This is a genomic window from Enterobacter sp. QK-SA4 (assembly GCF_056856775.1).
The window spans coordinates 2,661,739-2,680,219 of record NZ_JBXFXH010000007.1 but is presented as its reverse complement, the minus strand read 5'-3'; the positions used below and the strand labels follow the sequence as shown (position 1 = coordinate 2,680,219).

The window sequence follows — 18,481 nt, the reverse complement described above, 5'->3', positions numbered from 1 at the left end:
ATGTGAACTGCTTCACGCTGTGATAGTTTTTACTTATCACTAACCGATTTTTCACAGTTTTAACCGTTCAGGAATTACCCTCGCACATCCCTTTCCATTAAAGTAGATGACAGTTTCTTTACTCTGATAAACAACGGTTATCGGTCGGGTTATGACATTCCAGATTAAATTTCATCAAATCCGGGCGTTTGTTGAGGTTGCGCGTCAGGGCAGCATTCGCGGTGCCAGCAGGACGCTGAATCTTTCCCAGCCGGCGCTGACCAAATCCATCAAAGAGCTGGAGGAGGGCATGGCGGCGCAGCTTTTCGTGCGCAGGAGTAAAGGCGTCGCGTTGACCGAATGCGGTGAGGGCTTTTACCAGCGCGCCAGGTTGATTCTGGAAGAGCTGCGCGCGGCGCAGGATGATATCCGTCAGCGGCAGGGGGAGCTGGCCGGGCAGATCAACATCGGGATGGGGGCCAGCGTTTCACGCACGCTGATGCCCGCCGTTATCACCCGCTTTCATGCGCAGCATCCGCAGGTCAAGGTGCGGATTATGGAAGGGCAGCTGGTGTCGATGATCAATGAATTACGCCAGGGCGAGCTGGACTTCACCATCAATACCTATTATCAGGGACCTTACGACCAGGAATTTACGTTTGAAAAGCTCTTCGAAAAACCGTTTGCGGTATTTTGTCGGGAAGGTCACCCGGCAATGGGGGCAACTTCAATTAATGAACTTCTGCATTATAACTGGACAATGCCGACGCCGCGGGGAAGTTATTATAAGCAATTAGAGGAGGTATTTAGCGATCGTTCGCAAATACCGCGAATTGGTGTGGTTTGCGAAACATTTTCTTCCTGTATTAGCCTGGTCGCGCAAAGTGATTTTTTAAGCATATTGCCGCAGGAGCTAGGCTGTGACCCGCTGCTGGCACACCGTCTGGTCATGCTGCCGGTTGTCGAATCGCTTCCTAAAGCAACCTATTATTTAATTCAGCGTCGTGATTCACGTCAGACTCCCCTTGCTGAGTCATTAATTACGCAGTTCAGAAGGGAGGTGAGGAAAATAGTCGTCGCGTGAAATACAGATTAAAAAAACAGGATCTGCCCGACATCAGACAGACCCTATAGTACACACAGCAGTACGTCCTTTCGCCAATCCTGAGTATTATTTCCATGAGGCAGGTATATTTAGGTATAACACCTTTCCCGAAAAATGAAAGGCGGGCGAGTGATTGATTTCACGAAATTTTAACATAAATCACGTATTTTATCTTTGCTGAAATTTTAGTTAAGTCTGATTTAAGTTTATTTAATAATTACTATATATATTCATCAGGTTAATATTATTGCCACGCATCGCCCTGTAACGGTGATTGAGGCCGGTCTCTGGCGCAGGTATAGTACAGTCCTCAGATGTAGCCGGAGGATGTCCATGAACCCTGACGACAAATCATTTTTTCTTGACGCCATGGAAGATGTCCAGCCCCTGAAGCGCTGCGCGGATATTCACTGGCAGCCCAGCCGCAATACGCGGACGCGCGAGGAGGTGGATAGCGAACAGCTGGATAACTTCCTGACGCTGGATTTTCTTGACGTGCTTCCCCTGGAAGAACCGCTGGCGTTCCAGCGCGAAGGGGTACAGCAGGGCGTTATTGATAAGCTGCGCACGGGTAAATACGCCCGCCAGGCCAGCTTAAACCTCCTGCGTCAGCCCGCCGAACGCTGCCGTCAGATGCTCTATTCTTTTATTCGCCAGGCCGGACGCGACGGGTTACGCAATCTGATTATCATTCACGGGAAAGGGCGCGAGCAGAACTCGCATCCCAATGTGGTGCGCAGCTATCTTGCGCGCTGGTTAACCGAGTTCGAGGAAGTGCAGGCCTTCTGCGTGGCGCTGCCGCATCACGGCGGCAGCGGGGCATGTTATGTTTCACTGCGAAAATCGGATGAGGCAAAACAGGAAAACTGGGAGCGGCACGCCAAGCGCAGCCGCTAGCGGGCGATCTCCTCGCCCGCCGGTGACTCAGAACGTTTCCCAGTTGCTGTCGGTAGAGGCGGTTGTTGTTGCCGGGCGCAGCAGCTGTGGCGTTTTCAGATTGGCCGGGCGCGGGGCGACCGCTTTTTCTTTGCCGTTCAGGCGAAACGCGGCTACCGCCTGGCGCAGCTGCTCGGACTGATCTTCCAGTGCGGCAGCCGCTGTGGCGGACTCCTGCACCAGCGCGGCGTTTTGCTGCGTCACGCTGTCCATCTGCGAAACGGCCAGGCTCACCTGCTCAATGCCGCGGCTCTGCTCGTCAGAGGCAGATGAAATCTCACCCATAATATCGGTCACGCGGGTCACGGCGGCGACAATTTCCTTCATGGTGGTGCCAGCCTCGCTGACCTGCTCAGAACCGGTATTCACCCGGCTGACGGAGTTCTCGATAAGCCCTTTGATCTCTTTCGCCGCCTGCGCGCTGCGGCTCGCCAGCGTACGGACTTCACCTGCAACAACCGCAAAACCACGGCCCTGTTCCCCGGCGCGTGCCGCTTCCACCGCTGCGTTAAGCGCCAGAATGTTGGTCTGGAACGCGATGCTGTCGATCACGCCGGTAATATGCGCAATTTGCTGCGAACTGTCGGCGATTTCGTTCATGGTGCGAACCACGTTATCCACGACGTGACCGCCGCGCGCGGCCGTTTCAGAGGCGTTTTTCGCCAGCAGCGTGGCCTGACGGGCGTTATCGGAGTTCTGTTTAACCGTCGCGGTCAGCTCTTCCATGCTGGCGGCGGTCTCTTCCAGCGAGGCGGCCTGCTGCTCGGTGCGGGCGGAAAGATCGTTGCTCCCCGCAGCAATTTCGCCTGCGCCGGTGTAGATGGAATCCGTACTTCCCCGTACGGCGCTGACGGTGGTCACCAGCGACTGCTGCATCTCATGCAGGCCGGCGGCCAGCTGGCCCATCTCATTGCGACCCGAGATAGCGATCTCCTGCGTCAGGTCGCCCCCTGCAATGGCGCGAATATGGTTCATAATGGAGTGGAGGGGTTTTAACAGCAGATGTTGTAAACCCTGCCAGATGACCACCAGAACCGCGATAACGGCCAGCAGAATAGCCGCCAGCGTCCACTGCATCTGCGTGAAGCTGCTCTGGTTCTCTTCGGTTGCGGCCTTCAGCAGGGTGTTGTTTTCGGCGCGCCAGCGGTTATAGACCGCTTCCATCTCGTCCTGCGCCTGCTGCGCGTCCAGATCGCCATAGGCCTGGTAGTTGTCGGCACGCAGATACTCAATCGATAAGCGCATCACTTCGTGCATCTGGTTCCAGGACTTCTGCATCTCGTCGGTTAATGCCGCCTCCTGGCCGTTAACCTGCGGCAGCTTCTGCCACTCTTTGTTATAGGCTTCGGCTTTTGCCAGCGAGTCGGCTGCGGTGCCAAGCAGTTTATTGATCGCTGCAAGGGAAGCCGGGTCGCGCTGGTTTTTCAGGTAGCGGATCGCCACGCGGGTGACGGTGACGCGTGTTTTCACCAGCGTGTTTACGCTGTCGCTCAGGCTTTCCTGCTGGGCATTGAGCACGCCGGAATTCTGGAAGTTATGGCGATCGTTGCTAACGGCAGAGTAGAACAACCCTCCCGTGACAACTTGCAGCAGACAGAATATGGTGAGGGCAAAGATAATACCGGTAATCACGTGCAAATTTTTCAGCATAGCGGTCGTCCGTTAGAAAGGATGCAGAGGTACACCAATACTATCGTCGTATAGAATTTAAACTTTAATTTAACTCGCGCTTAACTAAGGGCTCCGGTAAGGAACCTGTTGTAAATCCGGATCATTTTTATGAGGAAGGTTAACATGAGCAGCATTGATAAAAGCGGGACGTACGCGCTCGGGACGCGGACGGTAAAACGACTGGGCTACGGTGCGATGCAGCTCGCCGGGCCGGGCGTCTTTGGCCCACCGAAGGATAAGCAGGCCGCGCTGGACGTGCTGCGCGAAGCGGTGGCGGCGGGGGTGAACCACATTGATACCAGTGATTTTTATGGTCCTCATGTCACTAACCAGCTTATCCGCGAGGCGCTTCACCCGTACCGGGACGATCTGACGCTCGTCACCAAGATTGGTGCCCGCCGCAACGACAAAGGTGCCTGGCTGCCGGCCTTTTCCGCGCAGGAACTGACGCAGGCGGTGCATGACAACCTGCGTAATCTACAGCTGGACGTGCTGGACGTGGTGAATCTGCGGATCATGTTCAGCGCGCACGGGCCGGCGGAAGGGTCGATTACGGAACCGCTCTCCACCCTGGCCGAATTACAGCAGCAGGGTCTGGTGCGTCATATTGGCCTGAGCAACGTCACGGCAACCCAGGTTGCGGAAGCCCAGAAGATGGTGCCGGTGGTGTGCGTGCAGAACATGTACAACATTGTGAACCGGGGTGACGACGCGCTGGTGGATCTGCTGGCGCAGCAGGGGATCGCGTATGTGCCGTTCTTCCCGCTGGGCGGCTTTACGCCACTGCAATCTTCCGGGCTGAAGACCGTCGCGGATTCACTTGGCGCCACGCCAATGCAGGTTGCGCTGGCATGGCTGCTGCAACGTTCCCCGAATATTCTGCTGATCCCTGGCACCTCTTCCGTAGCGCATTTACGGCAAAACCTCGCGGCGGGGGAGCTGCGGTTGCCGCCTGAAGCACTGGAAACGCTGAATTCGCTGATGGATTAAAGGTGACACGCGCAAAGCCTGAAGGATGCTTCCGGCTTTGCGCGCTTAGGCTCCTGTCTGACTTTTCTGCCTGTGCAGCGCTAATGCTTCCGCCACAATCTCCTGCTTGCTCTTACGCGTCTCAAAGGCGGTGGTTCTGATGTACTCCATCAGATCGGGATCGATGCGGGCGCTCAACATCCTGAGATCGGCCTCCTTTGCCAGACCGCGTGCAACACGCTTGTCTGGATAGTCACGGGCTGGCATTGAAAATATTCTCCAGTAAGTCTTGTTAATTCGTTCGGTAAAATATGCTTTTATCTGACTTAAAAGTCAACGTGCAGTGATTTGATAGTGATTTAATTTACAAATAAGTCATTGTGAAGTATTTGCTATATGACTTTTTAATGACTTATATTGGCGCGTCTCTTAATGCATTCCGGGGAGAACCGTGGGGGCGGGTTATCGGCGGACGATGTTGCTAAATTAAAACCGCTCAAACTTCAACGCGTTTGGGTTCGCCTTTGGAAATGACCTTGATCCTTGTCCATAATTCGTAATACTGTATTTATATACAGTACCTGGCGAGAAAGGCATTATGGACACTCTCTTTTCTTATCACCCAAAACAAAACATTGAATTACCTTTGTTTTTAGAGCGCGTGGCCTGTGGTTTTCCCAGCCCGGCGCAGGATTATGTGGAGGATCGTCTCGATCTTAACCGGCTGGCAGTCAGACACCCCAGTGCGACCTATTTTATCAAGGTGAGTGGAGACTCCATGATTGGGGCGGGGATCGGCGACGGCGATCTGCTGGTGGTCGATCGCTCGTTAAATGCCGAACACGGTGATATCGTCGTGGCGTCGGTCGCCGGTGAGTTTACGGTGAAAGAGCTACAGACCCGTCCGGTTCTGAGACTTCTGCCGCATAATGCCCGCTATCAGCCGATTACCTTTCAGTCCGAAGAGGAGCTGCAGATCTTCGGCGTCGTCACCCACACGCTCAAAACGCATAAACATGTTCGCGCTGGTTGATGTGAATAGCTTTTACGCCTCCTGCGAGAAGGTCTTCCGCCCCGATCTGCAGGGGAAACCCATCGTGGTGGTGTCCAATAACGACGGCTGCATTATTTCGCTGTCGCGGGAGGCAAAGCAGTTCGGCATAAAAATGGGTGAGCCGTATTTTAAATTCAAAGAAAAGCTATACCCGTCAAAAGTTTACGTCTTTAGCTCGAACTATGCGCTGTATGCCGATCTCAGCAGTCGGGTCATGCAGACGCTGACCGATCTCGCCCCGGCAATCGAGATTTACTCCATCGATGAGGCGTTCGTGAACGTTTCAGGGGTCAGCCACTGCCTGTCGCTGGAAGCGTTCGGTCACCAGATGCGCACAGAGGTCTTAAAAAATACGGGCCTAACCGTTGGCGTCGGTATTGCCCCGACCAAAACCCTTGCAAAGCTGGCCAACTATGCGGCGAAACGATGGTCCGGCACTGGCGGCGTGGTCGATCTCTCAGGCCGCGAGCGGCAGCGTAAGCTGCTGGAAAAGGTTCCGGTAGAGGAGGTGTGGGGAGTAGGGCGGCGCATCACGAAAAAGCTCAACGCTATGGGGATCACCACGGCGCTGGAGCTGGCGGAAGCGTCGTCCTGGGTCATCCGCAAACATTTCAACGTGGTACTGGAACGTACGGCCCGCGAGCTGCGCGGTGAGCCCTGTCTTGATCTGGAGGAGTTCACCCCCACGAAGCAGCAAATCATCTGTAGCCGTTCGTTTGGACACCGTATTACCCAATATGAAGAGATGCACCAGGCTATTTGCGCCTACGCGGAACGCGCTGCGGAAAAACTGCGCGGCGAGCATCAATACTGTCGTTTTATCAGCGTATTTGTTCGCACCAGCCCGCATGCGGACAACGAAATTTATTACGGCAATCAGGCTTCTGTCACCCTGATGACGCCCACCAATGACTCGCGCGATATCATCCGCGCCGCCACGGAGGCGCTGGGGCGCATATGGCTCGACGGCTATCGCTATATGAAAGCCGGGGTCATGCTGGCGGACTTTTTCAGCAGCGGCGTCGCCCAGCTTAATTTGTTTGATGATAATCGCCTGCGCGCCAACAGCGCGGCGCTGATGGAGATGATGGACAGCGTAAATCATTCCGGTAAAGGGAAGATATGGTTCGCCGGGCAGGGTATTGAGAAATCCTGGGCGATGAAGCGTGAGATGCTGTCACCGGCCTATACGACGCGGTACGCCGATTTGCCGGTGGCGAAGTAGAAGATGGTTGCGTTATTTCTTTTGCACCAACCAGGTTGCCGCAGCCGCCAGCGCGCCGATCAGCGGCATTTCGCCCGCTCCGGCCAGGAAGTTATAGCGATCGATCTCGTTATTTTTACGGATATCCGCAAGGCGGGTAAGCGCCTCTTTTTCATCCGCGGCGCCAATCTCCTCAAACTGTTTTTCAAACCCCTGAGCGATGAGCTGAGCGGCCGCATCGGTGTTTGCGCTCTCGATCGCAATCAGGTTCGGGCCTTTTTGGAAAAAACGATAATCCGGCATAAGTGCTCCAGAAAGAGGAGGATACGGTAAAAATACTCTATTCCTGGCGGTTGAAAAATGCACGTCATTTACGGCAGAAACAATCAGTTTTTCTTCAGTATTTCAGGCAGCAACTGCTCAATCACGCTGACGACCTTTCTGACGCGCTGCGGAATAAAGCGGGCATCAGGATAGACAGCATAGAGGAAGCGATCGGGTAACCGCCAGTCGGGCAGCACCGGTACCAGCGTGCCCGCCTGCAGCGCCCTGGCCACGAGCGGTCGCTGCATGCCGCCGATACCGATGCCTGACTCCAGCGCCTGCAGCAGCGCGTCGCTGGTGTTGGCACGGAAAACGGTATTCACGTTGACCTCGACCGTTTCCTCGTCAGAAATCAGGCGCAGGGGGGCATCCAGCGGAATACCGCTGAACCGTACGTGTGGCAGCGTGGTCAGTTCGCTGACGGTGTGTACCGCCTGAGAACCGGGAGCGGCAAACAGCGCGGCTTCAATACGCGCCAGCACGCGAGCCGCGTGCGCCTGCGGAGGCTCGCTGCTCAGCCGTATCGCGACATCCACGCCCTCCGTCACCAGATCGGCAAGGCGGTCATCCAGGGAAATCATCAGCTGCAGTTCGGGATGCAGGCGCTGTAGCGCCAGCAGATGCGGCAAAATGATCTGCCCCAGGCCGCTCGGCAACTGGACATGGACGCGTCCCTGAACGCGATGATCGGCAGGATGTAAACGCCTTTCCGCTTCCCCCATAGCGTCCAGCACAAGCTGCATATCTCGCCGGTAACGTTCACCCTGTTCGGTCAGCTTCATCGTACGCGTCGTACGGTGCACCAGCACCACGCCAAGCTCATCCTCAAGCGCCGCGATCTGTTGACTGACGGCGGACTGCTTAATACCGGTCTGACGGGCGGCCGCTGAAAACGAGCCCGCTTCAGCGACGCGTAGAAAGGTAGAAATGGCGGTGAGCTTATTATTCATTTAATGATTCTGCTTATAAGTGCCATCGGTTTCAGGGGATATCTCCAGAAAAAATAATAGATCACACTGCGTCTGTCACCCTTTCCGGAGAAACACCATGAATAAGATGCAGCAACACAACGTCGCCCTGGTCGCGGGGGCCAGCGGCATTGTCGGCAGACAGCTGGTCAATACGCTCCTGCACCATCAGTGGGAGGTGATTGGCCTCAGTCGCCGCGAGGTAACCCATCCGGACGGCATTCCCGTGGTGAACGTCGATTTACTGGATGCGAAGGATACCGCACGGGCGCTGCACGCCCTGAACGGTGTCACCCACATCTTTTACAGCGCCTGGGCGAATGCGGCGAACTGGACGGACATGGTTGAGCCGAACGTCACCATGCTGCGTAATCTGGTCAGCACCCTCGAAAAAACGGCGCCTTTGCAGACGGTAAGCCTGATGCAGGGATACAAAGTCTATGGTGCGCATCTGGGGCCGTTTAAAACCCCGGCGCGGGAAAGCGATCCCGGCGTGCCGGGTGCCGAATTTAACGCCGCGCAGCTCGCGTGGCTCAGCCAGTTTCAGCGGGGAAAACGCTGGCACTGGAATGCCATCAGGCCGGGCGTGGTGGGGAGCGCGGTACCGGGTAATGCCATGAACCTTGCGCTGAGCATCGCCCTGTACGCCTCCCTGTGCAAGGCGCTGGGGTTACCGCTGCGTTTTCCCGGTACGGAACAGGCCTGGCACAGCATCGTTGACCATACCGACGCCGGGCTGCTGGCCGAGGCCACGGTGTGGGCCGCCGCGTCACCTGCGGCACAGAATCAGGCGTTCAACGTAAACAATGGCGATATCTGGCGCTGGAGCGAGCTGTGGCCGCGCATCGCACGCTGGTTTGAACTGGACTCTGCGCCGCCGGTGAGGCTGTCATTTCATCAGCTGTTTAACGACTATCGCGGCGTATGGCGCGAGCTTGCCGAAGAGCGGCTGGTGGAAGCGGATATTCTGCAGCTGAGCGACGGGCGGTTTGCCGATTTTGTCTTTGGCTGGAATTACGACATGTTTGGTGACGGGAGCAAGCTGCGCAGGACGGGCTTTACGCAAATGCAGGCGACCGATGCGATGTTTTTCCGCCTGTTCGCGCAGTTGAGAGCCGCGCGGATTATTCCCTGACCGTAAGGGTTGTTGTCATCAACGATCGGCGCGTTATACTCACGCGTTAATAAAAAAGGTATGGTGGGGCAGAGGGATGCACGAGAGTTTAAAAATGATATCAGTCGCGCTGCCCCTCATTGCGCTTTTCATTCTGTTAAGCTTTTTTGTCAGACGCATTCGCCAGGCAAAACGCATCATTTCAGACTGTAACGGGATGAAAAAGATATCTGCCAACCCCTCAATATTTGGCGGGAATGCAGGTAAAACCTGGTTTTATGATGACCTGTTTTTATATGAAGTTAAAAAAAACGCCACCCGTAAGATTGCGCTGGCTAACATCATTAAAATCGGGCCGGGAAATACCGAAATAAATAGCAGACGGGTCTGGATTGTTATTTACCGTGATGGTGCTAATGAAAAGCAAGTACAGTTTTATAACAATCTCACCCTCTGGAATCACAACTTCACGGCTTTTCTGGCAGCGGTAAAAAGTGCCAATCCTGAAGCAGTCGTTAAAGAACGATCAATCCTCAATCTGTGAAATTATCCCTGCCGGGCGGCCAGCTCGTGACACAGCGCGCCAATCTGTTCTACGGCGATCAGCAGGCGGGGCGTGGGTTCGTTTGCGCAGTTTAGCCGCAGAAAGTGCGTGAGTTCTGCGGCAGGTGAAAACAGGGGGCCAGGGCTGACGCCAATACCCAGCGCCAGCGCGCGACGGTGCACCTCCAGCGCGTTGACCCGCTGAGGCAGTTCAACCCACAGCAGGAAACCGGCAGCGGGTACGTTAACGCGCGTACCGGGCGGAAAGCTCGCCTTGACCTGCGCCACGACGGCGCGAACGCCCTCTGAGATCCGGCGCTTCAGCCGCCGCAGATGGCGATCGTAGTCGCCGCTCGCCAGAACGTCGCTCATCGCCGCTTCCAGCAGCGGGGCGCCAGCCCATTCTCCGGCCATGCGGGCCTGTAAGACCTGCGGGGAGTAGCGTCCGGCGGCGATCCAGCCGATTCGCCATCCGGGCGCAAGCGTTTTAGACAGGGAACTGCAGTAGATCACATTCCCGCTCAGGTCGAACGCCTTGCAGGCCGGAGGGCGTTGCCCCTCGCCGACCAGATCACCGTAAACATCGTCCTCAATTAAAGGAATTTCAGCCTCTTCAAGCAGGGCAACCAGTTCCTGCTTGCGCGCGACGGGCATGCTGGCACCCAAAGGATTTTGCACCGTGGGCGAGGCCAGAACGGCCGCGGGGCGGTGGCAGCGAATAGCGTCCGCCAGCGGTTCCAGCAGCAGGCCTTCTACAGGGTCGGTGGGGATCGCTAAAGCCTTCAGGCCTAAATCCTCCAGCAGCAGGAGCGTACCAAAGTAGGCTGGCTGCTCAATCGCCACGACATCACCCGGCTGGCACACGGCCCGAAGTGCCAGGCGCAGCGCCTGCGTCGCGCCTGCGGTAATAATGAGATCGTCCGCGCCGAACCGGGCTCCCCACTGGGCAGAGCGCGCGGCAATCTTGCTTCGCAAATCCCGCCTTCCCGGAGGCAGGCTGTAGCTCTGTCCATGCGCGTCCAGACGACGGCCCGCAGAGTGCAACGCCCGCTGCAGCGCATCTCCCGGCAGCCACGCGGGATCGGGCAGGGCGGCGCCCAGCGGGATCAGCCGGGCTTCTGCACTGCTGAACAGCGACCGGGCCACGGCGGACATGGTGACGGGGACCGGGCCCGGCGAGGAACGCGCGGGCTCCGCGCGCGGAGGCTGGCTGGTCTGACGGATGTAATAGCCTGAACGCGGGCGCGCAACGATCAGCCCCTCAGCCTCAAGGCAGCGGAGGGCCTCCAGCGCCGTCGGAAGGCTAACGCGCTCGCGTTCGGCCAGTTTGCGCGCGGAGATCATCCTGTCACCGGCGCGCAGCGCGCCGGACGTAATGGTAAAACGCAGCATATCCGCAATACGGCGATAGTGAGGAGAGGACCGGGACGGGGCAGACATGGGGAACTGTTCAGGCTAATTTTCGATAAAACTGACTATACAGCCAATGATGCGCGCCATCTATAGTGTCCGGCATGTTCAGGACAAGGAGGCATTATGCAAAGCGATAACTTCAACATTTCCACCTATTTCAAACGCATAAACTATACCGGACCGGCGGGTGCCGATACGGTCACCCTGCATGCACTCATGCGCCATCAGCTCTTTTCCGTTCCCTTTGAAAATCTGGACGTACAGGCGGGCAAAGTTGTCTCGCTTGCGCCAGACGATATCGCCGATAAGGTGTTAACGCAGGGGCGCGGCGGCTACTGCTATGAGGTAAACGGGCTTTTTGCCATGGCGCTGGAGGCGTTAGGGATCCCTTACCGCTTCGTGGCGGCGCGCCCGATGTTCTACCCCGCGCGGCGGCCGAAAACCCACATGGCGATCGTTGCTGAGGTAGATAGCCGACAGTGGCTTTGCGACCTCGGTTTCGGCAGCTACGGTATTCGTGCGCCGATGGCGCTGGACACGCTTGATGTTGAGATCGTACAGGATTTCGACACGTTCCGACTGAGCCGCAGCGCGGAGGGTGAGTATTTGCTTGAGGCGAAGGTTGAGGGAGAGTGGGCCCGGCAGTACGGCTTTGATCTCACCCCTCAGGAATGGATTGATTTCGTTCCGGCCAACTACCTTAACTCCACGCACCCGGATGCCATCTTTGTGCAGAAGAGGGTGGTGGTGCAGCACAGCCCGGAGGGACGCCAGATTTTGCTGGGCGATGTGCTGAAAACCATCACGGCGAACGGCACTGAAACGCGGCAGCTGGCGGAGGAGGAAATCCGCCATGTCCTGAAAGACCGTTTTGCGCTGACCGCCGCGTAATCTGCCGGGAAACGGTGGAGCCTCAGCGCAGTCCGTCTTCTGCGGCGTTGCGCTGAGCTCCCCACTGTAACAGCAGGCTAAACGACGCGGGTAACACGGTCAGCGTCACCAGCGTCGCGACCAGCAGCCCGCCGATAATGGCATAGGCCATTGGCCCCCAGAAGACCTGATGAGAGATCGGGATCATGCCCAGAATGGCGGCGCAGGCGGTCAGAGAGATGGGTCTGGCCCGGTGTTCCGCGGCCGCCATAATTGCGGCATCGATTGCCATCCCCTGAGCAAGATTGCTGTCAACTTCGCTAATCAGTATCACCGCGTTGCGCACGATCATCCCCGCCAGGGCGATGACGCCCAGCAGCGCGACAAACCCCATCGGCGTGCCGCCGGGCAGCATAGCCAGCACGATCCCCGGCAGGCCAAACGGGGCCATCAGGAGGGCCAGCAGCATCCGGGAATATCGCCGCAGCTGAAGCATCAGCAGCAACAGCATGAGGACCAGCGTTACCGGAAGAACGGTAAAGACGGAGCTGTTCCCCTTGTCCGATTCGGCAACCGCGCCGCCCTCTTCAATGCTGTAACCTGCGGGCAGGCTCGCGCGCAGCTTGTCGACCGCCGGACGCAGCGCCACGGATACCGCTTCAGCCTTCAGGCCCGGGGCAAGGTCCGTTTGCACCGTGATAAAGGGCACGCGCTGGCGACGCCAGATGACCGGATCGTCCACGCCCCAGACCGGCGTCGCGACGGCGCTTAGCGGAATTTTTTTACCGTCATTCCCCTGAATCGTGAGCGAGGAGAGGGTGGCGGTGCTGTGACGTGCATCGTCCGTGGCCCGCAGCACCACGTCGACAAGGCGGTCGTTATCCCTGATGGAGGTGACAACGCTGCCGGACCAGACGGTGTTCAGCGTGCGGGCGAGGCTTTCTGACGATATTCCCGCCGCCCTGGCCGCCGTCTGATTCACCTTAAGGGTGATGACCCTTTCAGGCTCTCCGGCCGTCTGGTTAACGTCGCGTGAGAACGGGGAGCGGCCAATCGCGTCCGTGAGACGGTTCGCCAACGCCCGAACCTGCAGATAATCCGGCCCGCTCACCCGGTATTTGATGGGCCAGCCGACGGGCGGCCCCAGCTCAAGGGGCGACACGCGCGTGATGATGTCGCTAAACTGCGTCGCCAGGAGCCTGTTGAACTGCGCATGCAGACGATCCCGCGCCTCAAGATCCTTAGCCACCACGACCATCTGGGCGATATTTTCATTTTCCAGCAGCACGTCCATCGGCAGGTAAAAACGGATGGCGCCCGACCCGACGTACGTCGAATAGCGATCGATGTTGCCGTTGCCGGCCAGCGCCTTTTCCAGCTTTTCCACCTCTCTTAGCGTTTCCGGCTGCGACGCGTTGGCCGGAAGCGTCAGGCTGACCAGCAGCTCAGGCCGGTCCGATGCGGGGAAAAACTCGCCCTGCATAAACGTCGTGCCGTACGCTGACAGCCCCAGCGCGGAAAGGGCGAACAGCACGGTAGCGAGCCGGTGACGCAGCGCCAGGCGTAAAAGTCGTCCGTACCCGCGCGCGATCCTGCCGGGTCCTGCCGCGTGATGTCTGACTTTTTCCGGCAGCAGCCACGTGCCCGTCAGCGGCGAAAACAGGATCGCGACGGCCCAGGAGCAGAGCAGGGCAATGAGCACCACCGCAAACAGGGAAAAGCAGTATTCACCGGCGCTGGAGGCCGCAAAACCAACGGGAATAAAGCCGGCAATCATCACCAGAGTACCGGTGAGCATCGGGAAGGCCGTCGTTTTGAACGCATGGGTGGCCGCATGCCGACGGGAATCCCCCGCTTCCAGCCGCGAGACCATCGTTTCAACGGCGATCATGGCGTCATCCACCAGCAGGCCCAGGGCAATGATCAGCGCCCCGAGCGAGATGCGCTGAAGGCCGATGCCTGCGAGCATCATGCCGGCAAACGTCATGGCGAGCACCAGCGGGATGGCCGTCGCCACGACCAGTCCGGCCCGTAAGCCCAGCGAGACAAATGAAACCGCAAGCACGATAATAACGGCTTCGATAAGCACCCGGATAAATCCGCTTACCGCGTCACTGACCACCGCTGACTGATCGGCAACTTTCACCATCTCGATACCGTGCGGCAGCCCGGCGCTGAGGGCCGCCATTCTGGCATTCAGCGCAGCGCCGAAACGCAGCATGTTGCCCGTTGGCGCCATCGACACCGCCAGCCCGATAGCCGGCTTGCCGTTTACCCGGTAGGCCGGGGCCGGTGGCTCGGCGATTTCCCGGGTGACGGTGGCAATGTCGGTCAGCGGAATATAGCGATTGTTCACGTGCAGCGTGACGGCGCGTAAGCTCTCTTCGGTCGTGAGCGCCCCGCTGACCTTGATCGCCATGTTCTCTTTTTCGGTACGCATCGTTCCTGCCGGGACAACCGCATTTTGCGCCCGGAGGGCGTCGGCAACCTCCTGAATATCAAGCCCCATCCCGGCCAGGCGCGCCGGAGAAAAGGCGAGAACCCACTGCTCCTGCTGTTCGCCCAGCAGGGTGGTTTTGCCTATATCCGGCAGGGACATCAGCTCGCGACGAATTGTCTCTGCGCGATCCCGCACCTCCCGCAGGGTGAAACCCTCGGGAATAAAGGCGTAAATTGTGCCGAACGTGTCGTCAAACTCGTCGTCCACGGCAGGGCCCTGCACCCCTTCAGGCAGGGACGGCGCGATGTCCTGCATTTTTTTGCGAACCTGATACCAGATATCCGGCACGCGTTGCGGGGGCGTATCGTCACGGAGGTTGACGTGAATAACGGTGCGTCCGGCACGGGTTTCACTTTCGAGATAGTCCAGCCAGGGCGTTTCCTGCAGCTTTTTTTCAAGCGTATCGGTCAGCAGGCGGGTGGTATCCGCCACGGAGGCTCCCGGCCACTGCGCGGAGACGACGGCCGTTTTAATGGTAAAAGCCGGATCTTCGTTACGCGGCAGCTTCTCATAGCAAAACACGCCCATCGCAATTACCAGCAGCATGAAAAAGCTGACCATCTGCTGGTTCTTCAGCGCCCAGGCGGAGAGGTTAAATTTGGCTTCCGGTCCGGTATTCATGGCTGAACCTCCCCAGGCACCACCGGCTCGCCGGACCGCAATGTGCTCACGCCCGCCGTAATCACCCGGTCGCCCGGCTCAAGGCCGGAGGCAATCATGACGGAGGTGGCCGTATAGCTCGCGGGCACCACCGCGCGCAGCTGCGCCCGCGACTGCGGGGTAATCACAAATACGGCCGGTTTGTCGCCGACGCGGGTCAGTGCTGACGCGGGGAGGGTGTAGCCGCGCGGGGCAGACGATGGCAACGTGACGGTTACGCTGGCGCCCAGCGCCATGGCCGCCGGCGGGTTTTGCAGGGTGGCCCTGACGCGCCAGGTGCGGGTCTGAGGATCGGCCTGCGGGGTGATATCCCGCAGCGCGGCAGACGCCTGTACCGACGGGTCGCTGAGGAGGGAAACCCGCAATTCTGTCTTATCCAGAGGCGGAATCGCATCCGGAGTGGCAATATCAAACGCCACGTCGCGGGCTTCACCCGTTGCCAGCGTCAGTACGGACTGACCGTCGCTGACAACCTGCCCCGCAGAGGCGTTCACGGCCGTGATGACGCCCGCCTGCGGCGCGATCAGGCGCGTCCAGCCGAGGCTTTCGCGGGCATTTCGCCACGCGGCCTCGCTGCTTTTTAAGCGCGCGCGGGCGACAAGCCAGTCGGCACGGGCGCTGTCGAGCTGCGTGCGGGCGATAGCACCCGTTGGCATGAGCTTTTGCATTCGACTAACATTAAGCGCGGCGACCTGCGCCGAGGCTTTGGCACCTTCACAGTCGGCCTCAGCGCCGTCGAGCTGGTTTTTCCCGGTTGTATTGTCAAGCGTGGCCAGCAGCTGTCCGGCAGTGACCCGGTCGCCAATATCAACGCTGCGCGTCAGTATTCGGCCCCCGGTCCGAAAGCTCAGGGTCGTTTCATCGTGGGCATGGATCTCACCGGTTCTTTCCAGCGCGGGAAGGGTCTGGGCGGCCCCGACGACGACGTAGCGTACCGCTCGCGCAGGGTCGGGCTTATTTTCGTGTTTATCACCGCAGCCGGTCAGCGGAAAAATCGCCAGCGCAAGCAGGGCCAGGGGAAGAAAATGCAGCCAGGAAAGGGTGCGCGCCACGCCGTACAAATGATGCAGGCAGTGGCGGAGGGAGAGAAAAAATTCGTCTGACATAACGCCGCTCCATAAAGGGAATGGCGTTATTAAACGCGCGCTACGTCGAGAAAGATTCGACGTTCTGTCAAGGCTTTATCAAGAGTGGATATTTTCATTACCGGACGGGTGCCAGGGCAACAAAATGCGCACGGCGAGGCCGCCGGTTTCCGGCAATGACGCGCTAATCTCACCCCCATGCGCCTCGCAAATCGCCCGGGCGATGGACAAACCGAGGCCGCTGCCGCCGGAATGCCGCGCGCGGGACTGCTCCTCGCGGCTAAAGCGTTTAAACATTTCCGGTAAGAACTGGGGCGACACGCCCGGCCCGTCATCGGTAAATTCGAGGATGTAATGACCGCTGGCGTAGTGCAGCGCCACCTCAAGGTGGCCTCCCTCGCGCCCGTAACGTAGCGCATTTTCCATGAGGATGGTAACGACCTGTCCAAGACGGAACGCATCGCCTCTGAAGGGGCTGGTGCGCGGGTTGCGAAGCGTTATCCGAAAATGATGCGCGTCAGCCTCGGGCATGATCCAGGCAGCCCGCTCCTGAATCAGCTCATCGAGGCAAAACGGCTGGTCCTCCAGCACGAGGTTACCCGCGTCGGCGAGCGACAGAAGGTGAAGCTCATCGGTGAGGCGGTTGAGGTGCTGGAGCTGTTTCATCACCATGCCGAGCTGCGCCGGGCTGGCATCAAACACGCCGTCTAACATGCCCTGCAGACGCCCGATGGCGGCCGTCAGGGGCGAGCGCAGCTCGTGCGCCATCGCGACGTGCGAGGCGCGGAGCTCTTTTTCATAGCGGGCGAGCTGTCCCGTCATGGAGTTAAAGTCGGTCGCAAAGCTGACCATTTCCGCCGGCGCATCCTCGATCAGTTCCGCCTGACGGCCAAACTGCCCGTCGGCGACATCCTTTGCCGCATCGCGAAGGCGGCTGAACTGCAGCGCCAGCGGCCGGGCGTGTTTGAGCCCCATCACCACGATAAACGGGATCATCACCAGCACCAGCAGGGCCACCGTGGCCCAGTCGGCTGAGGCGATAGACGGCGTGGAATAGCTCAGGCCCCACCAGGTGTCCACAATCGAGTGGAAGCGGGCCGGATTGGCCTGCGGGTTCTGGCTGAGCGTCAGAAACTCCTGGCGGACCGCCGCTGGCATTTTGCCCATTATCCAGTAGTTCTGAACCGCATAGCGTAGCCACATGCAGGTGGCAATGACGATCACGCTGCCGATAGCCAGCGCCAGGATACGCGCGCAAATCCAGCGCCACAGAGAGGAGTGCTGATTTTTAATCATGGCTGTCTGAACCTGTAACCCACGCCGCGAACGTTGATCAGCACGCCGGAGATCCCCGCCGCTTCCAGTTTTTTACGCAGGTTATAAATATGGGTGTCCACCACGCGCTCCAGCGCCTCGCTTTCCGGCAAACAGTGCTCCAGTAAATACTGGCGGGAGAACGGGTGCACCGGAGATCGCAGCAGCGTTGCCAGAAGCGAGAATTCCGTTGGCGTAAGATCGAGCATCACGGGCGCGTCGCCGCCGTTATCCACGCTCGCCACAATGGCGGCCACGTCCACCTCCAGCGTTTGCCAGCGAAGGATTGCTTCGTCCTTCTCTTTTTTACTGCTGCGCCGCAGCACCGCCTGCACCCGAGCCACCACTTCGCCCGGATGATAAGGCTTCACAACGTAATCATCGGCACCGTATCGCAGGGCGCCAATGCGGTCAGGGGTATCCCCCATGGCCGTGACCATGATCACCGGCACATCGCTTTTACGACGCAGGCCAGCCAGCACCTCGGTGCCGTTAAGCCCCGGCAGCATCACGTCCAGCAGAATGAGGTCGGGCTTCCACCGCTGCGCCATATCCAGCCCGGAATGACCGTCTCCGGTAATGGTCACGTCGTAATTTTCCCGCCGTAAATAGGCCTCGAGCACGCCAGCCGCATCGGCGTCATCTTCAATAATCAGCACTCTTCTGGACAACATCCGTTCACCTTGACCATTTCTTAACACTATCCCGACGATTCATTGATTCAGCCAAATCATACTGCGCCAACGTTGTGTGGCCGCCTCCGTATCAGGAG

At 58.4% G+C, this 18,481-nt stretch carries 17 protein-coding genes; 8 read left to right on the top strand and 9 right to left on the bottom strand.

The annotated features are described in order from the left end of the window. The first annotated feature begins 151 nt into the window (after positions 1–151). Together AC1VYI_RS14400 and smrA are read left to right on the top strand one after the other, a co-directional pair. Positions 152–1,063, top strand: coding sequence for a LysR family transcriptional regulator (locus AC1VYI_RS14400; RefSeq protein WP_023311481.1), 912 nt, complete (start codon positions 152–154; stop codon positions 1,061–1,063). A gap of 354 nt (positions 1,064–1,417) precedes the next feature. Beyond that, positions 1,418–1,981: a DNA endonuclease SmrA gene (smrA, locus tag AC1VYI_RS14395; protein ID WP_023311482.1), complete on the top strand. Its 564-nt coding sequence runs from the start codon at positions 1,418–1,420 to the stop codon at positions 1,979–1,981. A gap of 27 nt (positions 1,982–2,008) precedes the next feature. Here the strand turns inward: smrA and tcp are convergent, their stop codons facing one another. Then, positions 2,009–3,670 (bottom strand): methyl-accepting chemotaxis citrate transducer, encoded by a 1,662-nt coding sequence (gene tcp, locus AC1VYI_RS14390; RefSeq protein WP_023311483.1) that lies wholly within the window; start codon positions 3,668–3,670, stop codon positions 2,009–2,011. 144 nt (positions 3,671–3,814) lie between these two features. Here tcp and AC1VYI_RS14385 point away from each other — a divergent pair, with 144 nt between their 5' ends. Continuing rightward, a complete protein-coding gene (locus tag AC1VYI_RS14385; protein ID WP_023311484.1) occupies positions 3,815–4,681 on the top strand; it encodes an aldo/keto reductase family oxidoreductase in 867 nt (288 codons plus the stop codon). 45 nt (positions 4,682–4,726) lie between these two features. Here AC1VYI_RS14385 and AC1VYI_RS14380 read toward each other — a convergent pair whose 3' ends face one another. After that, positions 4,727–4,927, bottom strand: coding sequence for a hypothetical protein (locus AC1VYI_RS14380; RefSeq protein ID WP_023311485.1), 201 nt, complete (start codon positions 4,925–4,927; stop codon positions 4,727–4,729). Between the two features lie 331 nt (positions 4,928–5,258). Here AC1VYI_RS14380 and umuD point away from each other — a divergent pair, with 331 nt between their 5' ends. Both umuD and umuC read left to right on the top strand, forming a co-directional pair. Further along, positions 5,259–5,693, top strand: coding sequence for a translesion error-prone DNA polymerase V autoproteolytic subunit (umuD, locus tag AC1VYI_RS14375; RefSeq protein WP_023311486.1), 435 nt, complete (start codon positions 5,259–5,261; stop codon positions 5,691–5,693). After that, entirely contained in the window at positions 5,677–6,939 is a 1,263-nt protein-coding gene (umuC, locus tag AC1VYI_RS14370; RefSeq protein ID WP_023311487.1) for a translesion error-prone DNA polymerase V subunit UmuC, read from the top strand. Before umuD ends, umuC begins: the two co-directional genes overlap by 17 nt. A gap of 12 nt (positions 6,940–6,951) precedes the next feature. On the opposite strand, the gene AC1VYI_RS14365 is transcribed toward umuC, so the two are convergent. Together AC1VYI_RS14365 and AC1VYI_RS14360 are read right to left on the bottom strand one after the other, a co-directional pair. Continuing rightward, positions 6,952–7,221, bottom strand: coding sequence for a hypothetical protein (locus tag AC1VYI_RS14365; protein ID WP_045356947.1), 270 nt, complete (start codon positions 7,219–7,221; stop codon positions 6,952–6,954). 83 nt (positions 7,222–7,304) lie between these two features. Continuing rightward, positions 7,305–8,192: a LysR family transcriptional regulator gene (locus AC1VYI_RS14360; RefSeq protein WP_134866425.1), complete on the bottom strand. Its 888-nt coding sequence runs from the start codon at positions 8,190–8,192 to the stop codon at positions 7,305–7,307. 97 nt (positions 8,193–8,289) lie between these two features. Between AC1VYI_RS14360 and AC1VYI_RS14355 the strand changes: the two genes are divergently transcribed. Further along, positions 8,290–9,345 (top strand): SDR family oxidoreductase, encoded by a 1,056-nt coding sequence (locus AC1VYI_RS14355; protein ID WP_134866423.1) that lies wholly within the window; start codon positions 8,290–8,292, stop codon positions 9,343–9,345. A gap of 76 nt (positions 9,346–9,421) precedes the next feature. Beyond that, the gene (locus tag AC1VYI_RS14350) at positions 9,422–9,868 is read left to right on the top strand and encodes a hypothetical protein (protein ID WP_134866421.1); all 447 of its coding nucleotides are present in this window, start codon (positions 9,422–9,424) and stop codon (positions 9,866–9,868) included. 2 nt (positions 9,869–9,870) lie between these two features. Here AC1VYI_RS14350 and AC1VYI_RS14345 read toward each other — a convergent pair whose 3' ends face one another. Next, complete coding sequence (locus AC1VYI_RS14345) at positions 9,871–11,307, bottom strand: aminotransferase-like domain-containing protein (RefSeq protein ID WP_134866419.1); 1,437 nt, start codon at positions 11,305–11,307, stop codon at positions 9,871–9,873. A gap of 96 nt (positions 11,308–11,403) precedes the next feature. Here AC1VYI_RS14345 and AC1VYI_RS14340 point away from each other — a divergent pair, with 96 nt between their 5' ends. Continuing rightward, complete coding sequence (locus tag AC1VYI_RS14340; RefSeq protein WP_134866417.1) at positions 11,404–12,171, top strand: arylamine N-acetyltransferase family protein; 768 nt, start codon at positions 11,404–11,406, stop codon at positions 12,169–12,171. 22 nt (positions 12,172–12,193) lie between these two features. On the opposite strand, the gene AC1VYI_RS14335 is transcribed toward AC1VYI_RS14340, so the two are convergent. The 4 genes from AC1VYI_RS14335 to AC1VYI_RS14320 form a co-directional block, all read right to left on the bottom strand. Continuing rightward, positions 12,194–15,271: an efflux RND transporter permease subunit gene (locus tag AC1VYI_RS14335; RefSeq protein ID WP_134866415.1), complete on the bottom strand. Its 3,078-nt coding sequence runs from the start codon at positions 15,269–15,271 to the stop codon at positions 12,194–12,196. Further along, a complete protein-coding gene (locus tag AC1VYI_RS14330) occupies positions 15,268–16,416 on the bottom strand; it encodes an efflux RND transporter periplasmic adaptor subunit (protein ID WP_134866413.1) in 1,149 nt (382 codons plus the stop codon). Before AC1VYI_RS14330 ends, AC1VYI_RS14335 begins: the two co-directional genes overlap by 4 nt. 78 nt (positions 16,417–16,494) lie before the next feature. Continuing rightward, positions 16,495–17,691 carry a sensor histidine kinase gene (locus AC1VYI_RS14325; RefSeq protein WP_063409427.1) on the bottom strand — a complete coding sequence of 399 codons (1,197 nt, stop codon included), beginning with the start codon at positions 17,689–17,691 and terminating at the stop codon, positions 16,495–16,497. Beyond that, a complete protein-coding gene (locus AC1VYI_RS14320) occupies positions 17,688–18,383 on the bottom strand; it encodes a response regulator (protein WP_134866411.1) in 696 nt (231 codons plus the stop codon). The genes AC1VYI_RS14325 and AC1VYI_RS14320 overlap by 4 nt, the downstream gene beginning before the upstream one ends. Between the last annotated feature and the right edge of the window lie 98 nt (positions 18,384–18,481).